The organism is Bradyrhizobium sp. LTSP849 (assembly GCF_000938255.1).
In the GTDB taxonomy this organism is placed as follows: Bacteria; Pseudomonadota; Alphaproteobacteria; order Rhizobiales; family Xanthobacteraceae; genus Bradyrhizobium.
The window spans coordinates 1-20254 of record NZ_JYMR01000051.1 but is presented as its reverse complement, the minus strand read 5'-3'; the positions used below and the strand labels follow the sequence as shown (position 1 = coordinate 20254).

Below are 20254 nucleotides of genomic sequence, written 5' to 3'. Positions count from 1 at the left end.
CAGTCAGGCGACGAAGCGCGGCTGTTCCATGCCGGATCGGCCCGGCAGCACCGCACCGACCGCCAAAATGCTGTCGACGAAAGCCCTCGCCGAGGCCTCCCAGGTGTAATTGGAGGCAAATTCGACGCAGGCCGGCCGTGAAACGTCGAGCGCGGAGAAGCAGGCGTTACGCAGGTCATGATCCAGCGCGCCGACCGGCGCATCGCCGATGACGTCGCGGGGGCCTTTCACCGGGAAAGCCGCGACCGGCAGGCCGCTTGCGAGCGCCTCGAGCAGGACCAGGCCGAAGGTGTCGGTCTTGCTGGGAAACACGAAGACGTCGGCCGCCGCATAGATGTCGGCCAGCGCCTCGCCGTGCTTTTCGCCCAGGAAGATCGCGTCCGGATAGGCCTCCTCCAGCGCGATGCGCGCCGGGCCGTCACCGACGATCACCTTGGTGCCGGGCAGGTCGAGGTCGAGGAAGGCCTCGAGATTCTTCTCCACCGAGACCCGGCCGACCGAGAGGAACACCGGCGCCGGAAGGCAGAGATCGATGGCACGGGGGTGGAACAACTGGGTGTCGACGCCGCGCGGCCACAGCACGACGTTGGCAAAGCCACGCTCGGTCAGTTCGCGGGCGAGCGCCGGGGTTGCCGCCATCACGGCCCGGCTGGTGCTGTGGAAACGGCGCAGCGCCCGCCAGATCAGGGATTCTGGAACCGGCACCCTGGCGCGGACATATTCGGGAAAGCGGGTGTGGAAGCTGGTCGTGAACGGCAGCTTGCGCTGGCGGCAATAGCGGCGGACCATCAGGCCGATCGGCCCCTCCGTCGCAACATGGATGCCGTCGGGCTGGGCCTCTTCGATCAGCTTCGCGATCCGGGCCGGGCGCGGCATCGCCAGCCGCACGTCGCGATAGCTCGGCATCGCAAAGGTGCGAAACGATTGCGGCGTCAGAAACGTGAACTCGACACCGAACCCCTTGGCTGCGTCAGCGAGCTTGGTCAGCGTCCGAACCACACCGTTGACTTGCGGGTGCCAGGCGTCGGTCGCGACCAGGATGCGCATCAAGCCGCCCTTGCTGCCACCTGCGGGACTTCCGCCGGCTTCCGAGCCTGATCGGCCCAGGTGATGATCTCGAAATGACCGTCGTCGTGCTCGACGAGCGCAGTGCAGCTCTCGACCCAGTCGCCGCAATTCATGTAGCGGATGCCGTTCTCGTCACGGATCACGGCGTAGTGGATGTGGCCGCAGATCACGCCATCGGCGTCGTGACGGCGCGCCTCAGCGGCAAGCGCCTGCTCGAACGCACCGATATAGTTGACGGCGTTCTTGACCTTCTGCTTGGCCCATTGCGACAGCGACCAATAGGGCACTTTGAACATGCGCCGGAAGAAATTGACGAAGCGATTCATCTGGATCGCAAAGTCGTAGGCCTTGTCGCCGAGATGGGCGAGCCAGCGCGCGTTCTGCACGACGAGATCGAAGATGTCGCCGTGGATGACCAGATAACGCTTTCCGTCCGCGCCGGTGTGCACGGTGTTTTCGACGACGTCGATGCCACCGAAATGCGTACCGTAATAGTTGCGCAGGAACTCGTCGTGATTGCCGGGGATGTAGATGACCTTGGCGCCCTTGCGCGCCTTGCGCAGGAGCTTCTGGACCAGATCGTTATGAGATTGCGGCCAGTGCCAGCTCGATTTCAGCGCCCAGCCATCGACGATGTCTCCGACGAGATAAATGGTATCGGCATCGTGGTAGCGCAGGAAGTCCAGCAGAAGGTCGGCTTGCGAACCGCGGGCTCCGAGATGAACGTCGGAGATGAACAAGGTGCGAAAGCGCCTTTCAGGGCTCTCGTCACTCATATCGTAACTTCCCATGCGACAGCCTGTAACAATGTCCCGTGACAGGGGGATGACCAATTGAACCTTTGAGGCACCCTCAGATACGAATCAAACCTCGCCTCGCCCTCCCCGCGAATATCAGTCGCATGCGACAATCAGGCGACATGACGCGGCAATGCCTGCCCGCAAAAGCCCGGACCCGAAGGCGTTATTGGTTATGGCCTTATTGGTTAACGGCGGCGTCGACGCAGAGCGCGAAGCCGGCGTTAGTAAAACTTGTGGAAATGATGGATCGGCCCATGGCCGTGGCCGACGCTGAAGCGGTCGGCGGCCGCAATCGCCGCGCTGATCCAGGCCTTGGCGTTGCGCACCGCCTGCTCAAGGGTGTCGCCCATGGCGAGACCTGCCGCGACCGCCGAGGAGAGCGAGCAGCCGGTGCCGTGCGTATTTTTGGTGGCGACGCGCGGCGCGGCGAGCGCGATCGTTCCTTCGGCGCTGACGAGATAGTCGATGCTCTCGGCGCCCTCGCCGTGCCCGCCCTTGATCAACACCGCGCGGCAGCCGAGCGCGAGCAGCCTGCGCCCCTGGCTTTCGATGTCGGCCTCACGGACGGCCAGCGGTTCGTCGAGCAGCGCGGCAGCTTCCGGCAGGTTCGGCGTGATCACCGAAGCGAGCGGCATCAGTTTTTTGCGCAGGGCCTCGACGGCTTCGGATGCCAGCAGCCGGTCGCCGGAGGTTGCGACCATCACGGGATCGAGCACCACATGCCGCGGCGCCCAGCGCGACAGCGCGGCCGCGATCGCATCGATGCTCAAAGCCTGCGCCACCATGCCGATCTTCACCGCATCGACATCGAGATCGGAGAACACCGCATCGATCTGCGCGGTGACGAATTCGGCGGGCACGGCGTGAATGCCGGTCACGCCTTTGGTGTTCTGCGCAGTCAGCGCAGTGATGGCGGAGGCGCCGTAGACACCGAGCGCGGCAAAGGTCTTCAGGTCGGCCTGGATGCCGGCGCCGCCGCTCGAATCGGAGCCGGCGATGGTGAGCGCCACGGGCGTCGTCATCGCGGGATACACTTGGCTGAGGGGGACACCACCATGGCCTGTCCTAGCGCGACCATGGAACGCCAGCAAGCGGCTCGGCCGGCGAATCAATCGGTTGCGATCCGGCGCTGTCGACCCCCAATCGTGCACAGGGTGCAAAATTTAGCCTGATATCGCCTTGGCCCTTGGCGTCCATACCGAGGAGTGAGACGTTAGCGGTGGAACGTACAGCGACACCAATGTTGCGGGCCGACACCGGTCCGCAACTTTCTCGGGGTGGAATTATGTGGGCCTACTTCGAACGCATCCTCGACTCCTCGATGTTTTCACCGCACGGCATCTGCCTGTTGTGGGAGCCCGAGCTGATCTGGCTGCACGTCGTCTCGGACGCCTGCATTGCGGCTGCCTATTTCTCGATCCCGTTTGCGCTTACGATCCTCGTCACCAAGCGGCGCGACCTCCAGTTCGGCTGGGTCTATTGGGCATTCGCGGTCTTCATCATGGCGTGCGGCCTGACGCATGTGTTGTCGATCTACACGCTCTGGGTCCCGGTCTACGGCATCGAGGGCATCGTCAAGGCGGTGACGGCGGTGGCGTCGGTCTTCACCGCCGGCGCGCTCTGGCCGCTATTGCCGAAGATTTTGACGATCCCCTCCCCGTTCGAGCTTCAGAAGGTCCAGGCCGCACTCGAAGAGGAGGAAATCAAGAGCCGTGACGCGACGCTTCTGCTCCGGCAGGTTGGCGAAGCCCAGCGCGCGATGCGCGAGAGCGTGACGCGCCTCACCGCCGTGGTCGAGACCGCGGTCGACGGCGTCATCCTGTTCGACGCGCAAGCCCGCATTCTGCTGTTCAACCCCGCCTGCGAACGGTTGTTCGGCTATCGCGCCGACGAGGTCATGAATCTGGACATCGCCATGCTGATGTCCGCCGACAAGAGGCCCTCATCCACCGGTCATGCGCGGCGTTTCGCAACCGGGGAAGCCGCCGGCCTGCGCAAGGACGGATCGACCTTCCCGATGGATCTGTCGGTGGGCCAGGCGTGGCAGGACGGCGATCTGATCTACGTCGGCATCGTCCACGATCTAACTGCGCGCAAGCTGACCGAGCAGCAGCTCCAGCAGGCACAGAAGATGGAGACCGTCGGCCAGCTCTCCGGTGGCATCGCCCATGACTTCAACAACCTCCTGACCGTCATCATCGGCAACGCGGAGCATCTGAGCGAGCAGCTCAAGGCACGGCCCGACCTGCGGCAGTTTGCCGACGACATCTGCGAGTCCGGCGAACGCGGCGCGGAACTGACGCAGCGACTGCTCGCGTTCAGCCGCCGCCAATTGCTCCAGCCGCAGACGATCGACTGCCGCCAGCTGCTCGAGTCCATGCTCAAGCTGTTCAAGCGCACCTTGCGGGAAAATATCGAGATCAAAACGGCGTTCGGGCCCGGCACGATCCAGACCTTCGCGGACCGCGCCCAGCTCGAATCCGCCGTGCTGAACCTTGCGCTCAACGCCCAGGACGCCATGCCGGCAGGCGGGCACCTGACACTGAGCACGGAGCTGGCTGCGATCGACGATGACTATCGTGCCCTGCACCCGGAAGTGATGTCCGGCAGCTACGCCTTGATCTCCGTCACCGATGACGGCGAAGGCATGACGCCTGATGTGATCGAGCACGCTTTCGAGCCGTTCTTCACCACCAAGGAAGTCGGCAAGGGCTCGGGCCTCGGGCTGAGCATGGTCTATGGCTTCGCCAAGCAATCCGACGGCCATGTCTCGATCTATAGCGATCAGGGCCTTGGGACGACGGTCCGGATCTATTTGCCGCGCGCCGGCGCCGGAGAATCCCCGGCTGACATGCCGGAGAACGGGGAGGCTGCACCCCGCGGGCACGAGACCATCCTGATCGCGGAAGACGATCCTTTCGTGCGCTCCTCGGTCATCCAACGGGTGGAAGCTCTCGGATATCGCGTCGTCGCCGCCGTCAACGGCAAGGAGGCCCTGCAGCGGCTGCGCACCGATCCCTACATCGACATGCTGTTCACCGACATCATCATGCCGGGCGGCATCAGCGGTTGGGAGCTCGCCGATCAGGCCCGGCGGATTCGTCCCGGTCTCCCGGTGCTGTTCACCTCCGGCTACGCGCTGGAGACCCTGGTCGAGCAGGGCCGTGCGCAGGCGCAGGCGGTCGTCCTGACCAAGCCCTACCGCAAGGCTGAGCTCGCGCAGCGGCTCAGGGACGCATTTGCTGCAGTGGTGGTGACGTCGTAGGGCAAGACTTCGTAGGGCAAGACTGGTATCTGCGCGCCAGGGCGGCCTATTCCTGCGGCCGGCAAGTTCGCTTGCTAAATCCGGCTGGTTTTGGCCTATTAGCCCCAAAGATATGCCTTCGGAGTGACTGCAATGGTTCCCTTTTTCGTCCAGATCAAATGCAAGCTCGGCCAGTCCTACACGGTCGCCAACGCGCTCGCCGAAGCCGAGATCGCCTCCGAGATCTACTCCACGGCCGGCCATTACGACCTGCTGGTGAAGTTCTACGTCGACAACGACACCGACATCGGCCATTTCATCAACGAGAAGGTGCAGGTGCTGCCGGGCATCCAGGACACGCTCACCATCATCACCTTCAAGGCGTTCGGCGCGAGCTGACTGCCCGGAATTGACGCAAGGCGCGCGGTTCTCGCAGCCGGGCGCCTATGCTAGCGTGCGGCCCCTTGGAATTGCAGTTTTTGGAATTGAAGTGAGCACTGAGCAAATCATGGCCCTCACCACGTCGGTGCCGCTCCTGATCAGCCAGCAATTCGATAGTGAAGTGGTGTTGGCCAACTATCAGAATGGCGTCTACTACAACCTCGACGGCAGCGCCGCCCAGGTCTGGCTTGGCCTCAAGGCCGGCCGAACGGTTGAGGAGATCGCTGGTGCCTTCGCTGCCACCACCGGCGACGATCCCGGCTCCATCACGAGCCAAGTGCAAGCCTTCGTCGACAGCATGCTGGCGGAAGGCCTCATCGCCAACGGCACGGCTGATGCGCGCAGTGAGACATGGTCGCCGGTGGGCCCGTTTGCCGCGCCGGAATTCCAGCGCTTCGACAATCTGCGGGAGCTGTTGCTGATGGATCCCGTGCACGATGCCGGCGAGGAAGGCTGGCCACTGCGCGAGACCCAAGAGACCTACAAAGAGAACTAGATGAAAGCTAGCGGTCTCATCCGGCAGGAGATCGCGAAGGTCTTCGCCAAAGCAGACTTCGACAAGACAATGTCAGAGCCGATCGAGGCGCAGGCGCGCTGCGGGCCGTTCGGTTTGCGTCTCGGGTTTGCCTCGCAGGATTTGGCTCGCATGTTCCTGCCGGCCTACATCCAGCGCCCGCCTGATACCATCGATCTCGACCTGCGCTTCATCACCGCTGCCGACCATGATCTCTCCGCACTCGTGCCTGAAGCCTCCGAAAAACCGCGGCTCCTGATCGAGGACGGAATCTATTCGGTGTGGCAGCCGGCCGTCATTCCCGTGCTGTACGCGGTCGACCTGATCGCGCGGCGTGGCATCGCGTGGCTGCCGAAGGGCGAAGCGCCGCCCTGGATCCGCAGCCGCCCGGCGATCTCGCTGATCCACGCCATGATGCATGAGACGCCCTGGTGCGCCGTCCATGCCGCCGCCGTCGGAAGCACAGCAGGCTTCACGCTGCTCGCGGGCGAAGGCCACAGCGGCAAGACCACCGCGGCGCTCGCCTGTGCGAAAGCCGGCTGGCGTTACGCGGGCGACGATTTCGTTGCGGTCAACAGCGAGACCGGACAGATCGAGCCGCTGTTCTGCTCGGCGCGGCTGCGCCCTTCCCTCGTCGATACGTTCAAAAGCTTCATCGGCGAAACCACGCCGGTTTCGGACTTCAACGGCGAGCCGCGTCATGAGCTCAGCCTCGCCGATCTCGGCGAGCGCATTGGCGGCGGCCAACTGCGCGCGCTCTTCATCCCGCGCCGGCGCGGCGCGGCATTGCCCGAATTCACACCGGCGCGACAATCGGATGCGTTCCGCGCGCTGCTGCCGACCACGGCCTACGAGCTGCCGGGATGGCCCAACGAGATCGCCGACAAGGTTGCGCGGATCGGAGGCCTCACACCGGTGTTTTTCGCCGACACCGGCACCAACCCGATGGACATTCCCTCCGCCTTCGCCCTTCAACTGGAACGACTCTGAGGCTGCACCAATATGCTGGTCTCCGTGATCATCGCCGCCTACAATTCCGAGGCTTACATTGCCGAGGCGATCGAGAGCGTGCTCGGCCAGACCGTCCCGGCCGGCGAGGTCATCGTCATCGACGATGGATCAACCGACGGCACAAGCGACATTCTCGCGCGGTTAGGCGACCGCATCATCGCGCTCAATCAGACGAACAGCGGCCAGTCCGTCGCCGTCAACAAGGGCCTGGCGATGGCTCGTGGCGAGCTGATCGGCTTCTGCGATGCGGATGATCTCTGGACGGCGCGAAAACTGGAGCTGCAACTGGCGCTGCTCGAACGGAACAGTGACGTCGAGGCCGTGTTCGGCAAGGTCCAGCAATTCGTCAGTCCCGACGTGCCGGAACACCAGCGCGAGCGCCTCAAGCCGGCCGTCGAGATCATGCCGGGCGAATTGAAGCAATGCATGCTGATCCGGCGCGACGCGCTCGACCGGGCCGGCCCATTCGACGAGAGCCTGCCCGCAACCTTCTTCATCGCATGGCTCGGCCGCGCCAAGCAGGGCGGCCTGAAAGGCGCACATGTCGACGACGTCGTCGTCCGGCGCCGGCTTCATCTCGGCAATGGTGGCCGCACCAACACAGAGGCGCAAAACCGCGAGACGCTGCTGGCGTTGCGCAAGGCCATCAAGGCCCGGCGCCCGCCAGAGTGAAAACCAAAACGCCGTCGACCGAGACCGACTTCACGAACAATCCGAGCAGGCGGTGATCGATCGAATGGCCAATGTCCATCGGGCGCCGCGCATCGAGCATCCGCAGCGCGACGACGATCTTGCGCCGGCCGGCGCCGACGATCTTCGCGTTCAGCGTGATCTTGAACGGCATCGGATCGTTGCGCCCCGCCGTCAACTGCAACACGACACCGGCGCCGGCATAGGCCGCGAACGGAAAGCTGTCCGTCCCCGGCGGCAGGAATGGCACCACCGCTAGCTCCACCGCGGCCAAGCCAATCTTCTGCTCGTCGACCGGCACCTCGATGATCGCGAACTGACGATCCGTCCACCGCCCCTCGTCCTCCGGAATCGAAAATCCCTGCCCGAACCAGACGCCCTTACCCCGCAGCGGATATGCCGCGCTCGCCGTCTGCTGCCAGATCCGCTTCAGGATCGCATCCCTGAACAAGGGAAAATGCACGACGCTGGCATCGAACGCCGCCATGGCCGCCCCGGGCAATTTCAGCCAATCCCCCGACCGGAACGGCGCCTTGAATTGCGCGCGCAGCGACGCGAAGAAGGCGACCCAAAACTGCTGCCATGGCGTGCGCTGCGCCTGCGGCACGGTGCGGATGGAGATCTCGATCGACTTCCCCGGCGGGCCGTAATCCCACAGCTGCTCCACCAGACCATCCGGCACCATCGCCGGCATCTCGCGCGCAACGACATCGAGCAATTGTGCTGCAAACAGGTTGCCATTGTAGCGCGTCACGATCGAACGGAAGCGATCCCAATCGACCGTCGCGCCGGCGATTTGCAGGACATGGACGACCTCGAGCGCCCGGGACACCATCTCGTTCTGATCGGCAGGCTCCGGCCGCATCGCCGCAATCGCCAGATGTTCGGCAAGGCCGGGGATCAGCACCTCATGCGTCAGCAGCGTCGCCGTCTCGGCCGAGCTGAACAGCTCCTCGGTAAAGCGCTCGTCGTCGAGCCAGAACAGCGCGCGCCAGTGCAGGTCGATGGCCCGGCTGAGGCCGGCCCGCGACATCGCAACCGCATGGATGTCGCGGTCGAAATCGGACTCCGAGAACAGCTCGACGTTCATGCCGTGGCTGCGGAAGGAGGCCTGCCGCAGCACGTCGATGGCGCGCGGCGCGTCCGCGCGGCGGACCAGGAGATCGTAATCCCCGGTCATGCGCTTCGCCATGTAGCTCTCGTCGCGCGCGAACAGCGCGCCGCCCTTGATCAGCAGGGCGGCGATGCCGGCTTTCTTGAGCGCGGCGGAGGCCGCGACGATATCGCGGACCCGCGTCGCGTTCGACAGCCAGACATGCTTGACGACACCGCGCATCCGCTTGGTGTCGGCGTCGGTGATCCCCGCCATGTCGGCGGTGGCCACGAGCAGCGGCATGGTGCGGTAGACGACTTCGTCGGCCGCATCGAGCGGCTCGGAGGCGCGCCAGGCCTGATAGGCGTCGATCGCGGTCTGGCCCTGCCCAAGAGCGGCCCTGAACAACGTCAGATGACGCGGGCCCAACGCGGTCGGTAGCTTTGGTGCCATCTCAACCGAACGGTTGGGCCGCGAGGCGTGCTTCGTGCGGCACGGCAAAATCACGCACCGAAACGATCAGCCACAGCACGAAAATTCCACGCCCCATCATGACGCATTCCAATTCCGAGATCGGCAACGATGGAGGTGCAATCACGGGGTGTCAATTGCAAAGGGCAGGCTTTAGCCGCCGCCCTCCTTGCGCTTTGGCGGTGTCGGTCCATCGACCGGCGGCAGCGATTTGAGGTAGGCCGCCATCGCGGCGCGATCCTCAGGCGTCAGCTGCGCCAGGTTCTTGATCACCGGCCGCATCGAGCCTGATGCGCTGTCGCCTTCGGGCATGTCGCCGGTTTCGAGGAAATCGGCGATCTCCTTCTCGCTCCAGCTACCGATGCCCTTCTGCGTGATGTTCGGCACCCAGCCCTCGCCTTCGGGATTGGGGCCACCGGCGAAGCGCTGCGATGTGATGACGCCGCCGAGAAAATTGCGCGGGCTGTGGCACTCGGCGCAATGGCCAAAGCCGTTCACGAGATAGGCGCCGCGATTCCATTGCGCCGACCGCGTTGCATCCGGCATGAACGGCCTGACGTCCATGAACAACAATTTCCAGATGCCGACATTGCGGCGGATATTGAACGGAAACGGCAAATCGTGGTCGCGCACCCTGCCCGATACGGGCGGCAGCGTCTTCAGATAGGCAAAGAGATCGCGGACGTCATCGGCCTTCGCAATATGGTAGGAGGTGTAGGGGAATGCCGGGAAATAATGCGTGCCTTCGGGCGAAATACCGCGCATCACGGCGTTGACGAAATCGGCCTCGCGCCAGCGGCCGATGCCGTCGGTCGGATCGGGCGAAATGTTCGGCGCGTAGAATGTCCCGAATGGCGAGCCGAGCGGCAGGCCGCCGCCGAGCCGCAGGCGATCAGGCTGATTGGGGACCGCATGACAGGACGAGCACCCACCGGCGTTGAACAGCTCTTTCCCATTGGCGAGATCGGGCCCGCGCGTGGGCGCCGGCAAGGCCAGCGCGGTCGGCGCGGTCAGCCACCAATAGACGCCCAGGGCTGCGATGACGGCGATCAGGATGACAGAAATTGTTCGTCGCAACATTGAGGATCCCATCGAGCTCGGGCGAATTTACGGATCATCCCGCACCCGCTCCAGCCACGAATAATTTAGATGGTTTGATCGAAATGCGGGAATAAAGTCCGAACCGCACTGTTTGCAGATTGACAGCAATCAGATGTCAACCGGGAGAGACCCATGAACAAAGCCCTTTTTGCCACGCTGGCCCTCGGAGCCGCCGTCGCATTCGCAAGCCCCGCCAGCGCGGAGAAACTGAAGGCGACACTGGACGGCAAGTCCGAAGTCCCCGCCACCACCAGCAGCGGCACCGGCACGGCCGATCTCGACTATGACGCCGCCAGCAAGAAGCTCTCCTGGAAGCTGAGCTATTCCGGCCTCTCGGGCCCCGCCACCGCCGCCCATTTCCACGGCCCCGCCGAGACCGGCAAGAACGCCGGCGTCGCGGTCCCGATTCCCGGCGCCGCCAACAGCCCGGTCGAGGGCTCGGCCACGCTGACCGACGCGCAGGCCTCCGACCTCCTCGCCGGCAAGCTCTATGTCAACGTTCACACCGCGGCCAATCCGGGCGGCGAGATCCGCGGTCAGGTGACGAAGTAAGCTTTATAGCAACTTCGTTGCGTAAAGGCCGGACGCTGGAGGGAGCGTCCGGCTTTTTCGATTCCGGATAGTACGAATGTAAGCCCGTAGCCGGGATGGAGCGAAGCGAAATCCGGGATGGACCTGTCGGCTCGCACACGCTTCCCGGATTTCGCTTCGCTCCATCCGGGCTACGCCGAACGCTTCCGTACAGCGACCTGGTGGCTTTTGAGGATCACCTGGGCATCGTCGTGCCAGGCGAGGAAGGTGTCGACGGCGGGCGCGACGCGCATCGAATCGGGATTGTCCGGCATCCAGGTGTAGTCGTCCATCAGCATCACGCCGCCATCGCGCAGCAGGCGCCAGGCGCCGAGGCAATCGATCATCACGTCGTCGCGCTGATGGCTGCCGTCGACATAAATGAAATCGAAGACCGCGTTCTCTTCGCGCAGCATGCCGAGCGCCTTGATCGACGTGCCAACGATCTTGCGCAGCCGCGGGCCATAGGCGGCAAGGTTGCGGTCGAACCGCTCGGCATCGTCCTCGCGGAAGAGATCGACGCAGGTGAGGTGCGCGCCGGCGAAGAACTCGAACCAGAACACCGCAGATCGCCCCTCCTTGGAGCCGATCTCGAGCACGCGGCTGGTCGTCTCGCGCATGTCGTTGAACAGCGTGCTCCAGGCGACCGTACGCGCGGCGACATAGTCGCGCCGAAAGTCCTTGCCTGCAAAGATGTGCGCGTAGGGGTCCTGGGCCCGCGCCAGCTCGATCACCCGCGCGCGAAGCTGCGCCTCTCGGACGGAGGGATCGCTCATGAGAGCCCGGACCTTGGCTGCGCGACAGCATCGACCATTGTGCCATCGATCTGGCGCTTTATGATCGGCTCCAGAGCAGAGGTGCGCAACATGACCACTCCCAACGAGAATTACCCCGCCTTCTTTGCTATGTTATCGCACCAGGGCGCATCCCGGAAGCCTGCTCGCGCGCTGTGGCGCGTTCTGACGGGCGTTGTCGTTGCCGGAGCGCTTGTTTCGTTCTCCGGATCGGTCGTCGCGCAAACCGACATGGAGAGGCAGGCTCAATGCGAGCTGTCGGCCATCCGCGACACGAGATCGCCCCTTGCCGTCCAGTACATCCGTTCGGCCTGCAACTGGCTCGTGGTCAATGGCGACTCCCTGTTGAACGCATCGAGCAAGGGTTATTATATCTGCCTCGTGCGGCAGCTGTCAGGCGCCCAGTCCAACGAGGCTGCCGCCGCCATCATGTCGGCATGTCGCACATCCAATCCGCTTTGAATAGCGCTCAAGCCGCGTTCAAGGCCTGCGTGAGGTCCGCGATCAGGTCCGAGGGGTGTTCGATGCCGATCGACAGCCGGATCGTGGAATCCAGAACGCCGATTTTTTCGCGGATGGCGGCCGGGACGCCGGAATGGGTCATCGTTGCCGGCAGGCTCGCCAGCGACTCCGTTCCGCCAAGGCTCACCGCCAGCTTGAATATCTGGAGCGCGTTGAGGAATTTCACCGCCGCCGCCTTGCCGCCGACGATGTCGAACGAGAACGTCGAGCCCGCACCCAAGCACTGCCGCGCGAACACGCGGCCGGCCACTGAGGCCTCTTCGTGATGACCGAGATAGTGGACTTTGGCCACCTTGGCATGATCGCGCAGATAGTCCGCCACAAGGCGCGCGTTGCTGTCGGCCTTCTCCATGCGCAGGCTCAAGGTCTCGAGCGAGCGGTTGATCATCCAGCAGGAATGCGGATCGAGCTGGGTGCCGATGGCACCGCGCAGCGCCTTGATGCCCTTCATGATCGCCTTTGTGCCAAGGGCTGCGCCCGCGATCAGGTCGGAATGGCCGCCGACATATTTAGTCAGCGAGTACAGCGAAATATCCGCGCCATGCTCGATCGGCCGCTGAAACACCGGGCCGAGCAGCGTATTGTCGCAGGCGATGATCGGTGTATGGCCCTGGGTCTTTCCGATGGTCTCGGCAACGCGGCGCATCATCGCGATGTCGACCAGGCCGTTGGTCGGGTTGGCCGGGGTTTCGACCAGAATCATCGCAACCCGGCCCTTGCGCATGGCCTCCTCCGCGGCCTGGCTGACCGCCGCTTCATCGATGCCATCGGCAAACCCGACCGCACCGACCGCAAGACGCGAAAGCGTGTTCGTCAACAGGGTTTCCGTCCCGCCATAGAGCGGCTGGGAGTGCAGGATGACGTCGCCAGGGCGAATGAAGGCCAGGATCGTGGTCGCGATGGCCGCCATGCCGGATGAGAACAGGACACAGCTCTCGGTCCGCTCATAGATGGCGAGCCTGTCCTCGACGATTTCGCTGTTGGGATGGTTGAACCGCGAATAGACGAGACCCGCGCCCATGCCTTCCGGCGGCTCGCGCCGGCCGGAGACGAAATCGAAAAAGTCCTGCCCGTCATCAGCCGTCTTGAACACGAAGGTCGAGGTCAGAAACACCGGCGGCTTGATGGCGCCTTCGGACAATTGCGGATCATAGCCATAGGTCAGCATCAGCGTTTCCGGATGCAGCATATGGTTGCCGATATGGGTCTTCGACGGGAACGGTTTGACCATGGCCTGTCTCGCTGTTGACTAGGATCCTCGCCGCGCGTTGGAACTCCTGATGTCGTGAGGCATCAACGCCGCAGCGGCGCGACCACAAATAACCACTCTGACGGCAATCCGTCAGGTCATGCGAGGAGAATTTGCAATTGCGCGGGTCGTCATGAGTCCCGTAGCCCGCATGAGCGAAGCGATATGCGGGGGCACCTGCCCCGGATATCGCTTCGCTCATCCGGGCTACGAGCTACGAGCGTGAGCGCAGAAAAGGTCGGGACGCTATTTCAACTTCACCCGATACGTCTCGTGGCAGTCGGTGCAGCGATCATTCATCGCGGTGTAGGCAGCCTTCAGGCTCGCCAGATCGGTGACCTTGCCCTTGACCTCGGCAATCGCCTTCTGCACCGGCGGAATCTTGGAGTCGAAATCGGCCTTGTTCTGCCAGACCTTGGGCGAAGAACCGTAAGTCGAGTTCACCACGTCCTGCTTGGGATTGACCTCGAACGTCTTGGCGATTTTGGCGACATCGGTTTCGAGACTGGCGATGGCATCGTCGACGGCCTTCTGGTCATAGGGAATGTCGCCCTTCGTCATCTTGAGGATGACCCCGTACATGCTCTTGGCCTGCGAGCGCATCAGATTGTCCTGCTGGACGGCAACCTCCTGCTGCGCCATCACGGCGCCCGCACCCAAAATGAGGGTGCCCACGACAATCAAAATTCGTTTCATCGGCTTGTTTCTCCGGATCGCAAGACAGTTTGAGGGAAGGCCATTCATGGTTAGAACCCGGCGGCGGGCGATTATTCCCGCCGCGGGAACGAGGCTTACAGGCTGTGGCGCCGGTGGTGCTCGTTGATCGCGATCCAAACACGTTCTGGTGTCGCCGGCATGTCGATGTGGTCGATCTTGTATTCGCGCCAGAGCCCGTCGACGATCGCATTGACGACGGCCGGACAGGAGCCGATCGCACCGGCCTCGCCCGCGCCCTTCACGCCCAGCGGATTGGTCGTGCAGGGGATGTTGTTGGTCTCGAACACGAAGGACGGGCCGTCGGCCGCGCGCGGCAGCGCGTAGTCCATATAAGTTGCGGTGATGAGCTGGCCGTCACCGGCGCCATAGACCACCTGCTCCATCAACGCCTGGCCGATGCCCTGCATGGCGCCGCCATGCACCTGACCGGCCAAAAGCAGCGGATTGAGGGTCTTGCCGAAATCGTCGACGATCACGTAGTTGACGATCTTGATGATGCCGGTGGCCGGATCGATCTCGACCTCCGCGACATGGGTGCCGTTGGGATAGGTGCCGTCGGCGCTGGCAAAGGTCGCGCTGGCGTTCAGCTTCGACGGATCGGCATTCGGCCGCTTGGCGAGATCGGCAAACGAGATCGAACGATCGGTGCCGGCGATGCGCACGATGCCATCGGTGATCTCGAGGTCGCCGGCGCTCGCTTCCAGCGCCTGTGCCGCGATCTCTTTCAGCTTCTGGCCGAGTTCGCGCGTGGCGCGCTCGACGCTGACGCCGCCCGAGGGAATCGAGGCCGAGCCGCCGGTGCCGAGGCCGGTCGCGATCATCGCAGTATCGCCCTGGTGGACGTGCACGCGCTCCGGCGCCAGCCCGAACTGCTCGGCGACGATCTGTGCATAGGCGGTCTGGTGGCCCTGCCCGCTCGACTGCGTGCCGATCAGGACGGTGACGTCGCCATTGGGATCCATCCGCACATTGGCGGTCTCCTCACCCATGGTGCCGCAGACCTCGACATAGCTCGCAAGACCAATGCCGCGGATCAGGCCGTTCTTCTTGGCCGCCTTGGCGCGCTTGGAAAACTCCTTCCAGTCGCCGATCTCCATTGCGCGCTTGAGATGCGCGGCGAAGTCGCCGGAATCATAGACCTTGCCCGTCGCGGTCTTGTAGGGCAGCGCCTTCGGCTGGATGAAATTCTTGCGGCGGATGGCGTCCGGCGTCATGTCGAGTTTTCGCGCGCAGGCGTCCACGAGGCGCTCGATGACGTAGGCGGCCTCGGGCCGGCCCGCACCGCGATAGGCATCGACCGGCACGCTGTTGGTGAAGACGGTGCGCACCCGGCAGTGGAAGGCCTGGATGTCGTAGAGGCCCGGCAACATGCCGGCGCCGCCATGCGGGATATAGGGCCCGAAGGTCGACAGATACGCGCCCATGTCGCCCATCAGGTCGCAATCCATCGCGAGGAATTTGCCGTGCTCAGTCAGCGCCATCTTCGCGGTCGTGACGTTGTCGCGGCCCTGCGCGTCGCCCATGAAGTGCTCGGTGCGGTCGGCGGCCCACTTCACCGTTTTCTTCAGTTGCTTTGCCGCGACCGCCACCAAAGCGTATTCGCGATATGGAAACAGTTTTGTGCCGAAACCTCCGCCGACGTCGGGGCAAATCACCCGCATCTTGTCGGTCGAGATCTTGAGAACGTTCTGGCAAAGAATGTCGCGCAGCCGATGGCTGCCCTGGCTGCCGATCGTCAGGGTCAGGTGATCATTTTTGGCGTCGTATTCGCAGACCGCCGCGCGTGTCTCCATGAAGCTTGCGACCACGCGCGGATTGACGATGGCGATCTCGGCGACCGCGTGCGCCTTGGCGAACGCAGCTTCGGTCGCAGCCTTGTCACCGATCGAAACATCGAACAGCACATTGCCGGGCTTGTCCGGCCAGACCTGCGGCGCGCCCTTCTTCACGGCATTGACGAGGCCGGTCACGGCCGGCAGCGGCGACCATTTGACCTCGATCGCCTCGATTGCGTCGCGGGCCTGGTCGATGGTCTCGGCGACGACGAAGGCTATGCAATCGCCGACATGGCGTACCTCGTCCTTGGCGAGGATCGGGTATGGCGGGCCGGTGAAGGGATCGGTCTCGAGATTGAACAGGCACGGCAGATTGCCGAGATCGGCGACGTCGTCGGCGGTCAGGATCAGCGCGACGCCGGGAAGCCCGCGGGCGCGGCTGGCATCGATGGTGAATTTGGCGTGCGCATGCGGCGAGCGCAGCATCAGGCAGCGGAGGGCAGCATGCGGCGCATAATCGTCGGTATAGCGGCCCTTGCCGCGGATGAGCGCGTCATCCTCCTTGCGCAGCACACTCTGGCCGACGCCGAACTTGATGGGGGCTGCCATTTGATCTCCACGTCCGCATGGTTGTTTTGCCGGCATACTGCCGTGGAAAAAGTGGCAAGGCAAACGGGTTTGTTGGTACGGGAGATCAACCCCGGACGTAGCTACGTCTGCCGAGACCGCCGCGACTCCTGGGTTAGGAACAAATCCTCGTTGTAAAGGCTTGTATTTGCGGAGACGGAATCCAGAGCGGGACAGTCGCCAACGTGGCCATACGGAGTAACGCCCGTGTGGTCGCGTTTACGCCCTTAATCAGCGAGTGGACCCATGCCCAACCCGACCGAAGAGCAGATCCGAAATCGCGCGCATCAATTGTGGGACGTCGCCGGGCGACCGGAAGGGCGCGAGGACGAATTCTGGCACGAAGCCGAACGCGAATTGAAGGACGGCGGCACAAACAATCCCGACGAGAAGTCCGAGACGTTTCTCGAGTAGCAGGCACGGCCCGCGACGACACGCCTGAGAACAAGCAGCAACAACTGACCGCCGCTTGTTCGCAGATCGCATGTCATCCATCTCTGCCCGCTTGATCCGTTACGTCACATCAGGCCCATGGATACCCCGCGCCATTTCTAAGCCTGTCGATCGCTCGCCAAGACGTGAGGTGGTCGATCTCGCCGCGCGTCAGGCCAATATCCATCAGCTCCCTGTCACTCAGGTCCTGCAGCCGTGGGCCCTGGCGCCGCTCCCGAAACGCACGCCAATATTGCTTGAGCAAGCCGAGGACGCTCCGCGTCGAGGCGGCCGTTGGCCCGGCGGCGTTCTTGTCCGACAAAGCATTGTCCAGCGCTGCGGCAGACGCCTTGAGGCGTGCTGCCAAAGCCTGATCGACCGCGCTCTTCGCCGACACGATGGAGAGGTTGAGGCTGCGCCTTGCGGCATCGCGCTCAATCCCGGATGAGATGTTCGTCTGTTGAGGTGGCATCGCACGCTCCTGCTGTTGTGCCGGCAGGGAGCGTGGCCAAACAAAAGGCCCCGTCCGATGCCGGCGGGGCCTGGTGGAAAGATGTCGTCGTCGAATTCCTAGCGCACGACTCCTTCCACGGCCCAGCCGAAGCGGGTCATGTGCATGAAGTTGACGTTGCGCGACGATTTAATCATGCGCCTCCAGTACCACGGCAATCGCGCCAAATCAAGGGATGCGCGAAGGTCGATTGCACCCCAGAGGCGAGCACCTCGTTCCGGCGCATTCGTGCCCCGTAAAACGGGCACGACGAATCTATTGAAGTTTGCCTAGCCGCGCACCAACGAGACCAGCCAGTTGCGGCCGAACAGGACAAGGATCGCGAGCGCGTAGACGATCATGCCCCCGACGGCCAACAGGACCAACGTCAATTCATCGCGGAAGTGCATCGAGGCCAGAGAAGAACCGCTGAAGCGCGCGATCAGCCAGAAGGTCGCAGCCATGATGATTCCGATCACGAGAAATTTGGCGAGCGACAACAGCCAGGCGCGGTCAAGCACGAGGAAGCCGCGTCGCACCGCGAAGAAAAGCACCAGCAGCAGATTGGTCCAGACGCCGACGGCGGTTGCGAGCGCCAGGCCGATCTGGGCGAGCGATCCCATCAACGCGACCTTCAGCGCAACGTTGACGGCGATGCCGGTCAGCGACGCGCGCACAGGCGTCGCCGTATCCTTGCGGGCGTAGAAAGTTGCGACCGCGCTGCGGATCAGCACGAAGGGAATGAGACCGATGGCATAGGCTGCGAGCGTCGCACCGGCAGCGGCGGCATCGGCCTTGGAGAACGCCCCGCGCGCGAACAGCGCGCGCATGATCTCTTCGGGCACGGTGAGGAAGGCCGCCACAAACGGCACCGAGAACAGCAGCGTGAAATCGAAGGCGCGGCGCTGCGCCTTCATCGCGCCGTCATGGTCATTGGCGGTGATCCGGCGCGACATCTCCGGCAGCAGCACCGTGCCGATGGCGATGCCGATCACGCCGATCGGCAGCTGGTTGAGACGGTCGGCATAATAGAGCGCCGACAGCGCGCCTGCGGGGAGGAAGGTCGCGATGATGGTGTCAGCGAACAGCGCGACCTGCGTGCCCATCGAGCCCAATGTCGCAGGTCCTAGCGCCCTAAAGAAGGCGCGGACGTCTTCGTCGAGCTTGAGCGGCGCAAAACGCGGCAGGCCGCCATGGCGCGCGAGATCACCGGCGAGCAGGAAATATTGCAGGAAGCCGGAGATCAGGACGCCCCAGGCGGCTGCGTGCCCCGCGGTCGGAAACCAGGCGGCCAGCGCCAGCGTCATCATCATCGCGACGTTGAGGAAGATCGATGCAGCCGCAGCGCTGGCAAAGCGCTGCATCACGTTGAGCATGCCGCCATAGAGCGTCACCAGCGTGATCAGCAGGAGATAGGGAAAGGTGATCCGGGTCAGCTCGATCGCGAGCTTGCGCTGCTCGGCATCTTCGGCAAAGCCCGGCGCAAGTAAGCTCATGGCCTGCGGCATGAACAGCCAGGCGACGATCAGCAGCACCACCTGCGAGGCCAGCAGCAGCGTGAAGATGCGATCCGCGAATAGCCGTGCCGCCCCCTCCCCGCGCTCACCGTGGACATGGGCATAGGCCGGCACCCAGGCGGCGTTGAAGGCGCCCTCGGCAAAGATCGCACGAAAATGATTGGGCAGGCGCAGCGCCACGAAAAAGGCGTCGGCCACTGGGCCGGCGCCCAGGATCGCCGCGAGCATGATGTCGCGGGCAAATCCCGTCAGCCGCGAGAGCAGCGTGTAGCCGCCAACCGTGAAGATACGTCCGAGCATGCGTCTGTTTTAGAGGCTTATCGGACAGAGGTCGATTGCATCTTGCGCTGCGCATTGCTGTGCCCTCTCCTCTTGTGGGAGAGGGCAGCGCCGTGAGTAGACACAAGCTCGATAGGGTGAGGGGTATCTCTCCGCGTATTCCGTGCAGAGAGATACCCCTCACCCGTCTCGCCGCTCTGCGGCGAGCCACCCTCTCCCCTTGCGAGGGCTTTGCACAATCGGCTGCACGTGATTCTTTGAATCATGGCTGATTCTAGCGAGGGGAGCCATGGTTGAGCGCAATGTCGGTCAGATGAGCTTGGCGGATGGCCTGGTTCGGGCACCGCGAAGCAGCATCCTGGATGAGGTGGAGGCTGTTGTGGATTGGGCGCCGCTGCGCTCGCTGCTTGGCAAGCGGGGCGGCGATGGTGCCGGCAACAGCAGCTATCCGGCGGAAGTCTTGCTTCGCTGCTTGCTCGCCGGGATCTGGCACAATCTGTCTGATCCCGCGCTGGAAGCGGCCATTGCAGACCGGTTGTCGTTCCGCCGCTTTGTTGGTCTGAGCCTGCACGATCAGACCCCGGATCACACGACATTGTGGCGGTTTCGGCAGGAACTCGCCAAGGACGGTCTGATCGAGAAGATCTTCACTGAGATCAATCGGCAGTTGGAGGCCAAGAAGCTGATCCTCAAGCAGGGAACGCTGGTCGACGCCTCGTTAATCGCGGCACGAGCCACTCCGCCCCGCAAGGCACGCAAGGATGGCGAGGATACGCCACCCAAACCATCTGCGGATCGCGATGCTCGCTGGGGCCGGAAAGGCAAAAAGAGCGTGTTCGGCTATAAAAT

At 63.6% G+C, this 20254-nt stretch carries 20 protein-coding genes; 9 read left to right on the top strand and 11 right to left on the bottom strand.

The features are described from left to right. Positions 1–3: 3 nt before the first annotated feature. The 3 genes from UB31_RS28760 to thiD form a co-directional block, all read right to left on the bottom strand. Positions 4–1047, bottom strand: a complete 1044-nt coding sequence (locus UB31_RS28760) for a glycosyltransferase family 4 protein (protein ID WP_045013343.1) — start codon at positions 1045–1047, stop codon at positions 4–6. Next, entirely contained in the window at positions 1047–1859 is an 813-nt protein-coding gene (locus UB31_RS28755) for a UDP-2,3-diacylglucosamine diphosphatase (RefSeq protein ID WP_045008735.1), read from the bottom strand. Before UB31_RS28755 ends, UB31_RS28760 begins: the two co-directional genes overlap by 1 nt. Positions 1860–2089: 230 nt before the next feature. Then, positions 2090–2890, bottom strand: a complete 801-nt coding sequence (gene thiD, locus UB31_RS28750) for a bifunctional hydroxymethylpyrimidine kinase/phosphomethylpyrimidine kinase (protein WP_045013342.1) — start codon at positions 2888–2890, stop codon at positions 2090–2092. 263 nt (positions 2891–3153) lie between these two features. Here thiD and UB31_RS28745 point away from each other — a divergent pair, with 263 nt between their 5' ends. The 5 genes from UB31_RS28745 (at position 3154) to UB31_RS28725 (ending at position 7750) form a co-directional block, all read left to right on the top strand. Further along, positions 3154–5133 (top strand): hybrid sensor histidine kinase/response regulator, encoded by a 1980-nt coding sequence (locus tag UB31_RS28745; protein WP_245306094.1) that lies wholly within the window; start codon positions 3154–3156, stop codon positions 5131–5133. Positions 5134–5265: 132 nt separating this feature from the next. Then, positions 5266–5511, top strand: a complete 246-nt coding sequence (locus UB31_RS28740; RefSeq protein ID WP_045008738.1) for an Lrp/AsnC ligand binding domain-containing protein — start codon at positions 5266–5268, stop codon at positions 5509–5511. Positions 5512–5620: 109 nt separating this feature from the next. Continuing rightward, entirely contained in the window at positions 5621–6049 is a 429-nt protein-coding gene (locus UB31_RS28735; protein WP_045013340.1) for a PqqD family protein, read from the top strand. Then, the gene (locus UB31_RS28730; protein ID WP_045013339.1) at positions 6050–7057 is read left to right on the top strand and encodes a hypothetical protein; all 1008 of its coding nucleotides are present in this window, start codon (positions 6050–6052) and stop codon (positions 7055–7057) included. It abuts the gene before it with no gap. Between the two features lie 12 nt (positions 7058–7069). Continuing rightward, on the top strand, positions 7070–7750 hold the full coding sequence (locus UB31_RS28725) for a glycosyltransferase family 2 protein (RefSeq protein ID WP_045013338.1): 681 nt from the start codon (positions 7070–7072) through the stop codon (positions 7748–7750). Here UB31_RS28725 and UB31_RS28720 read toward each other — a convergent pair. Continuing rightward, positions 7725–9314, bottom strand: a complete 1590-nt coding sequence (locus UB31_RS28720) for a nucleotidyltransferase family protein (protein WP_045013337.1) — start codon at positions 9312–9314, stop codon at positions 7725–7727. The genes UB31_RS28725 and UB31_RS28720 overlap by 26 nt on opposite strands. 171 nt (positions 9315–9485) lie before the next feature. Beyond that, positions 9486–10412: a c-type cytochrome gene (locus UB31_RS28715; protein WP_045013336.1), complete on the bottom strand. Its 927-nt coding sequence runs from the start codon at positions 10410–10412 to the stop codon at positions 9486–9488. Between the two features lie 153 nt (positions 10413–10565). Between UB31_RS28715 and UB31_RS28710 the strand changes: the two genes are divergently transcribed. Continuing rightward, a complete protein-coding gene (locus UB31_RS28710) occupies positions 10566–10985 on the top strand; it encodes a CHRD domain-containing protein (protein WP_045008744.1) in 420 nt (139 codons plus the stop codon). 170 nt (positions 10986–11155) lie between these two features. Here the strand turns inward: UB31_RS28710 and UB31_RS28705 are convergent, their stop codons facing one another. After that, positions 11156–11779 carry a class I SAM-dependent methyltransferase gene (locus UB31_RS28705; RefSeq protein WP_045013335.1) on the bottom strand — a complete coding sequence of 208 codons (624 nt, stop codon included), beginning with the start codon at positions 11777–11779 and terminating at the stop codon, positions 11156–11158. Positions 11780–11869: 90 nt separating this feature from the next. On the opposite strand from UB31_RS28705, the gene UB31_RS28700 reads away from it, so the two are divergent. After that, on the top strand, positions 11870–12259 hold the full coding sequence (locus UB31_RS28700) for a VF_A0006 family four-cysteine protein (RefSeq protein ID WP_245305649.1): 390 nt from the start codon (positions 11870–11872) through the stop codon (positions 12257–12259). Between the two features lie 7 nt (positions 12260–12266). On the opposite strand, the gene UB31_RS28695 is transcribed toward UB31_RS28700, so the two are convergent. From UB31_RS28695 to UB31_RS28685, 3 genes are all read right to left on the bottom strand, one after another. Then, a complete protein-coding gene (locus tag UB31_RS28695; RefSeq protein WP_045008746.1) occupies positions 12267–13550 on the bottom strand; it encodes a cystathionine gamma-synthase family protein in 1284 nt (427 codons plus the stop codon). A gap of 264 nt (positions 13551–13814) precedes the next feature. After that, on the bottom strand, positions 13815–14264 hold the full coding sequence (locus UB31_RS28690) for a c-type cytochrome (RefSeq protein WP_045008747.1): 450 nt from the start codon (positions 14262–14264) through the stop codon (positions 13815–13817). A gap of 95 nt (positions 14265–14359) precedes the next feature. Continuing rightward, entirely contained in the window at positions 14360–16669 is a 2310-nt protein-coding gene (locus UB31_RS28685) for a xanthine dehydrogenase family protein molybdopterin-binding subunit (protein ID WP_045013334.1), read from the bottom strand. A 264-nt stretch (positions 16670–16933) separates the two neighbouring features. Between UB31_RS28685 and UB31_RS40770 the strand changes: the two genes are divergently transcribed. Beyond that, the gene (locus UB31_RS40770; RefSeq protein ID WP_082078670.1) at positions 16934–17101 is read left to right on the top strand and encodes a DUF2934 domain-containing protein; all 168 of its coding nucleotides are present in this window, start codon (positions 16934–16936) and stop codon (positions 17099–17101) included. A 109-nt stretch (positions 17102–17210) separates the two neighbouring features. On the opposite strand, the gene UB31_RS28680 is transcribed toward UB31_RS40770, so the two are convergent. Together UB31_RS28680 and murJ are read right to left on the bottom strand one after the other, a co-directional pair. Beyond that, positions 17211–17591 (bottom strand): DUF1127 domain-containing protein, encoded by a 381-nt coding sequence (locus UB31_RS28680; RefSeq protein ID WP_045008749.1) that lies wholly within the window; start codon positions 17589–17591, stop codon positions 17211–17213. A 308-nt stretch (positions 17592–17899) separates the two neighbouring features. Beyond that, complete coding sequence (gene murJ / locus UB31_RS28675; RefSeq protein WP_045013333.1) at positions 17900–19426, bottom strand: murein biosynthesis integral membrane protein MurJ; 1527 nt, start codon at positions 19424–19426, stop codon at positions 17900–17902. A gap of 268 nt (positions 19427–19694) precedes the next feature. On the opposite strand from murJ, the gene UB31_RS28670 reads away from it, so the two are divergent. Further along, positions 19695–20254 (top strand): IS5/IS1182 family transposase (locus UB31_RS28670; RefSeq protein ID WP_045009489.1); only part of this gene is annotated, 560 nt, incomplete at its 3' end.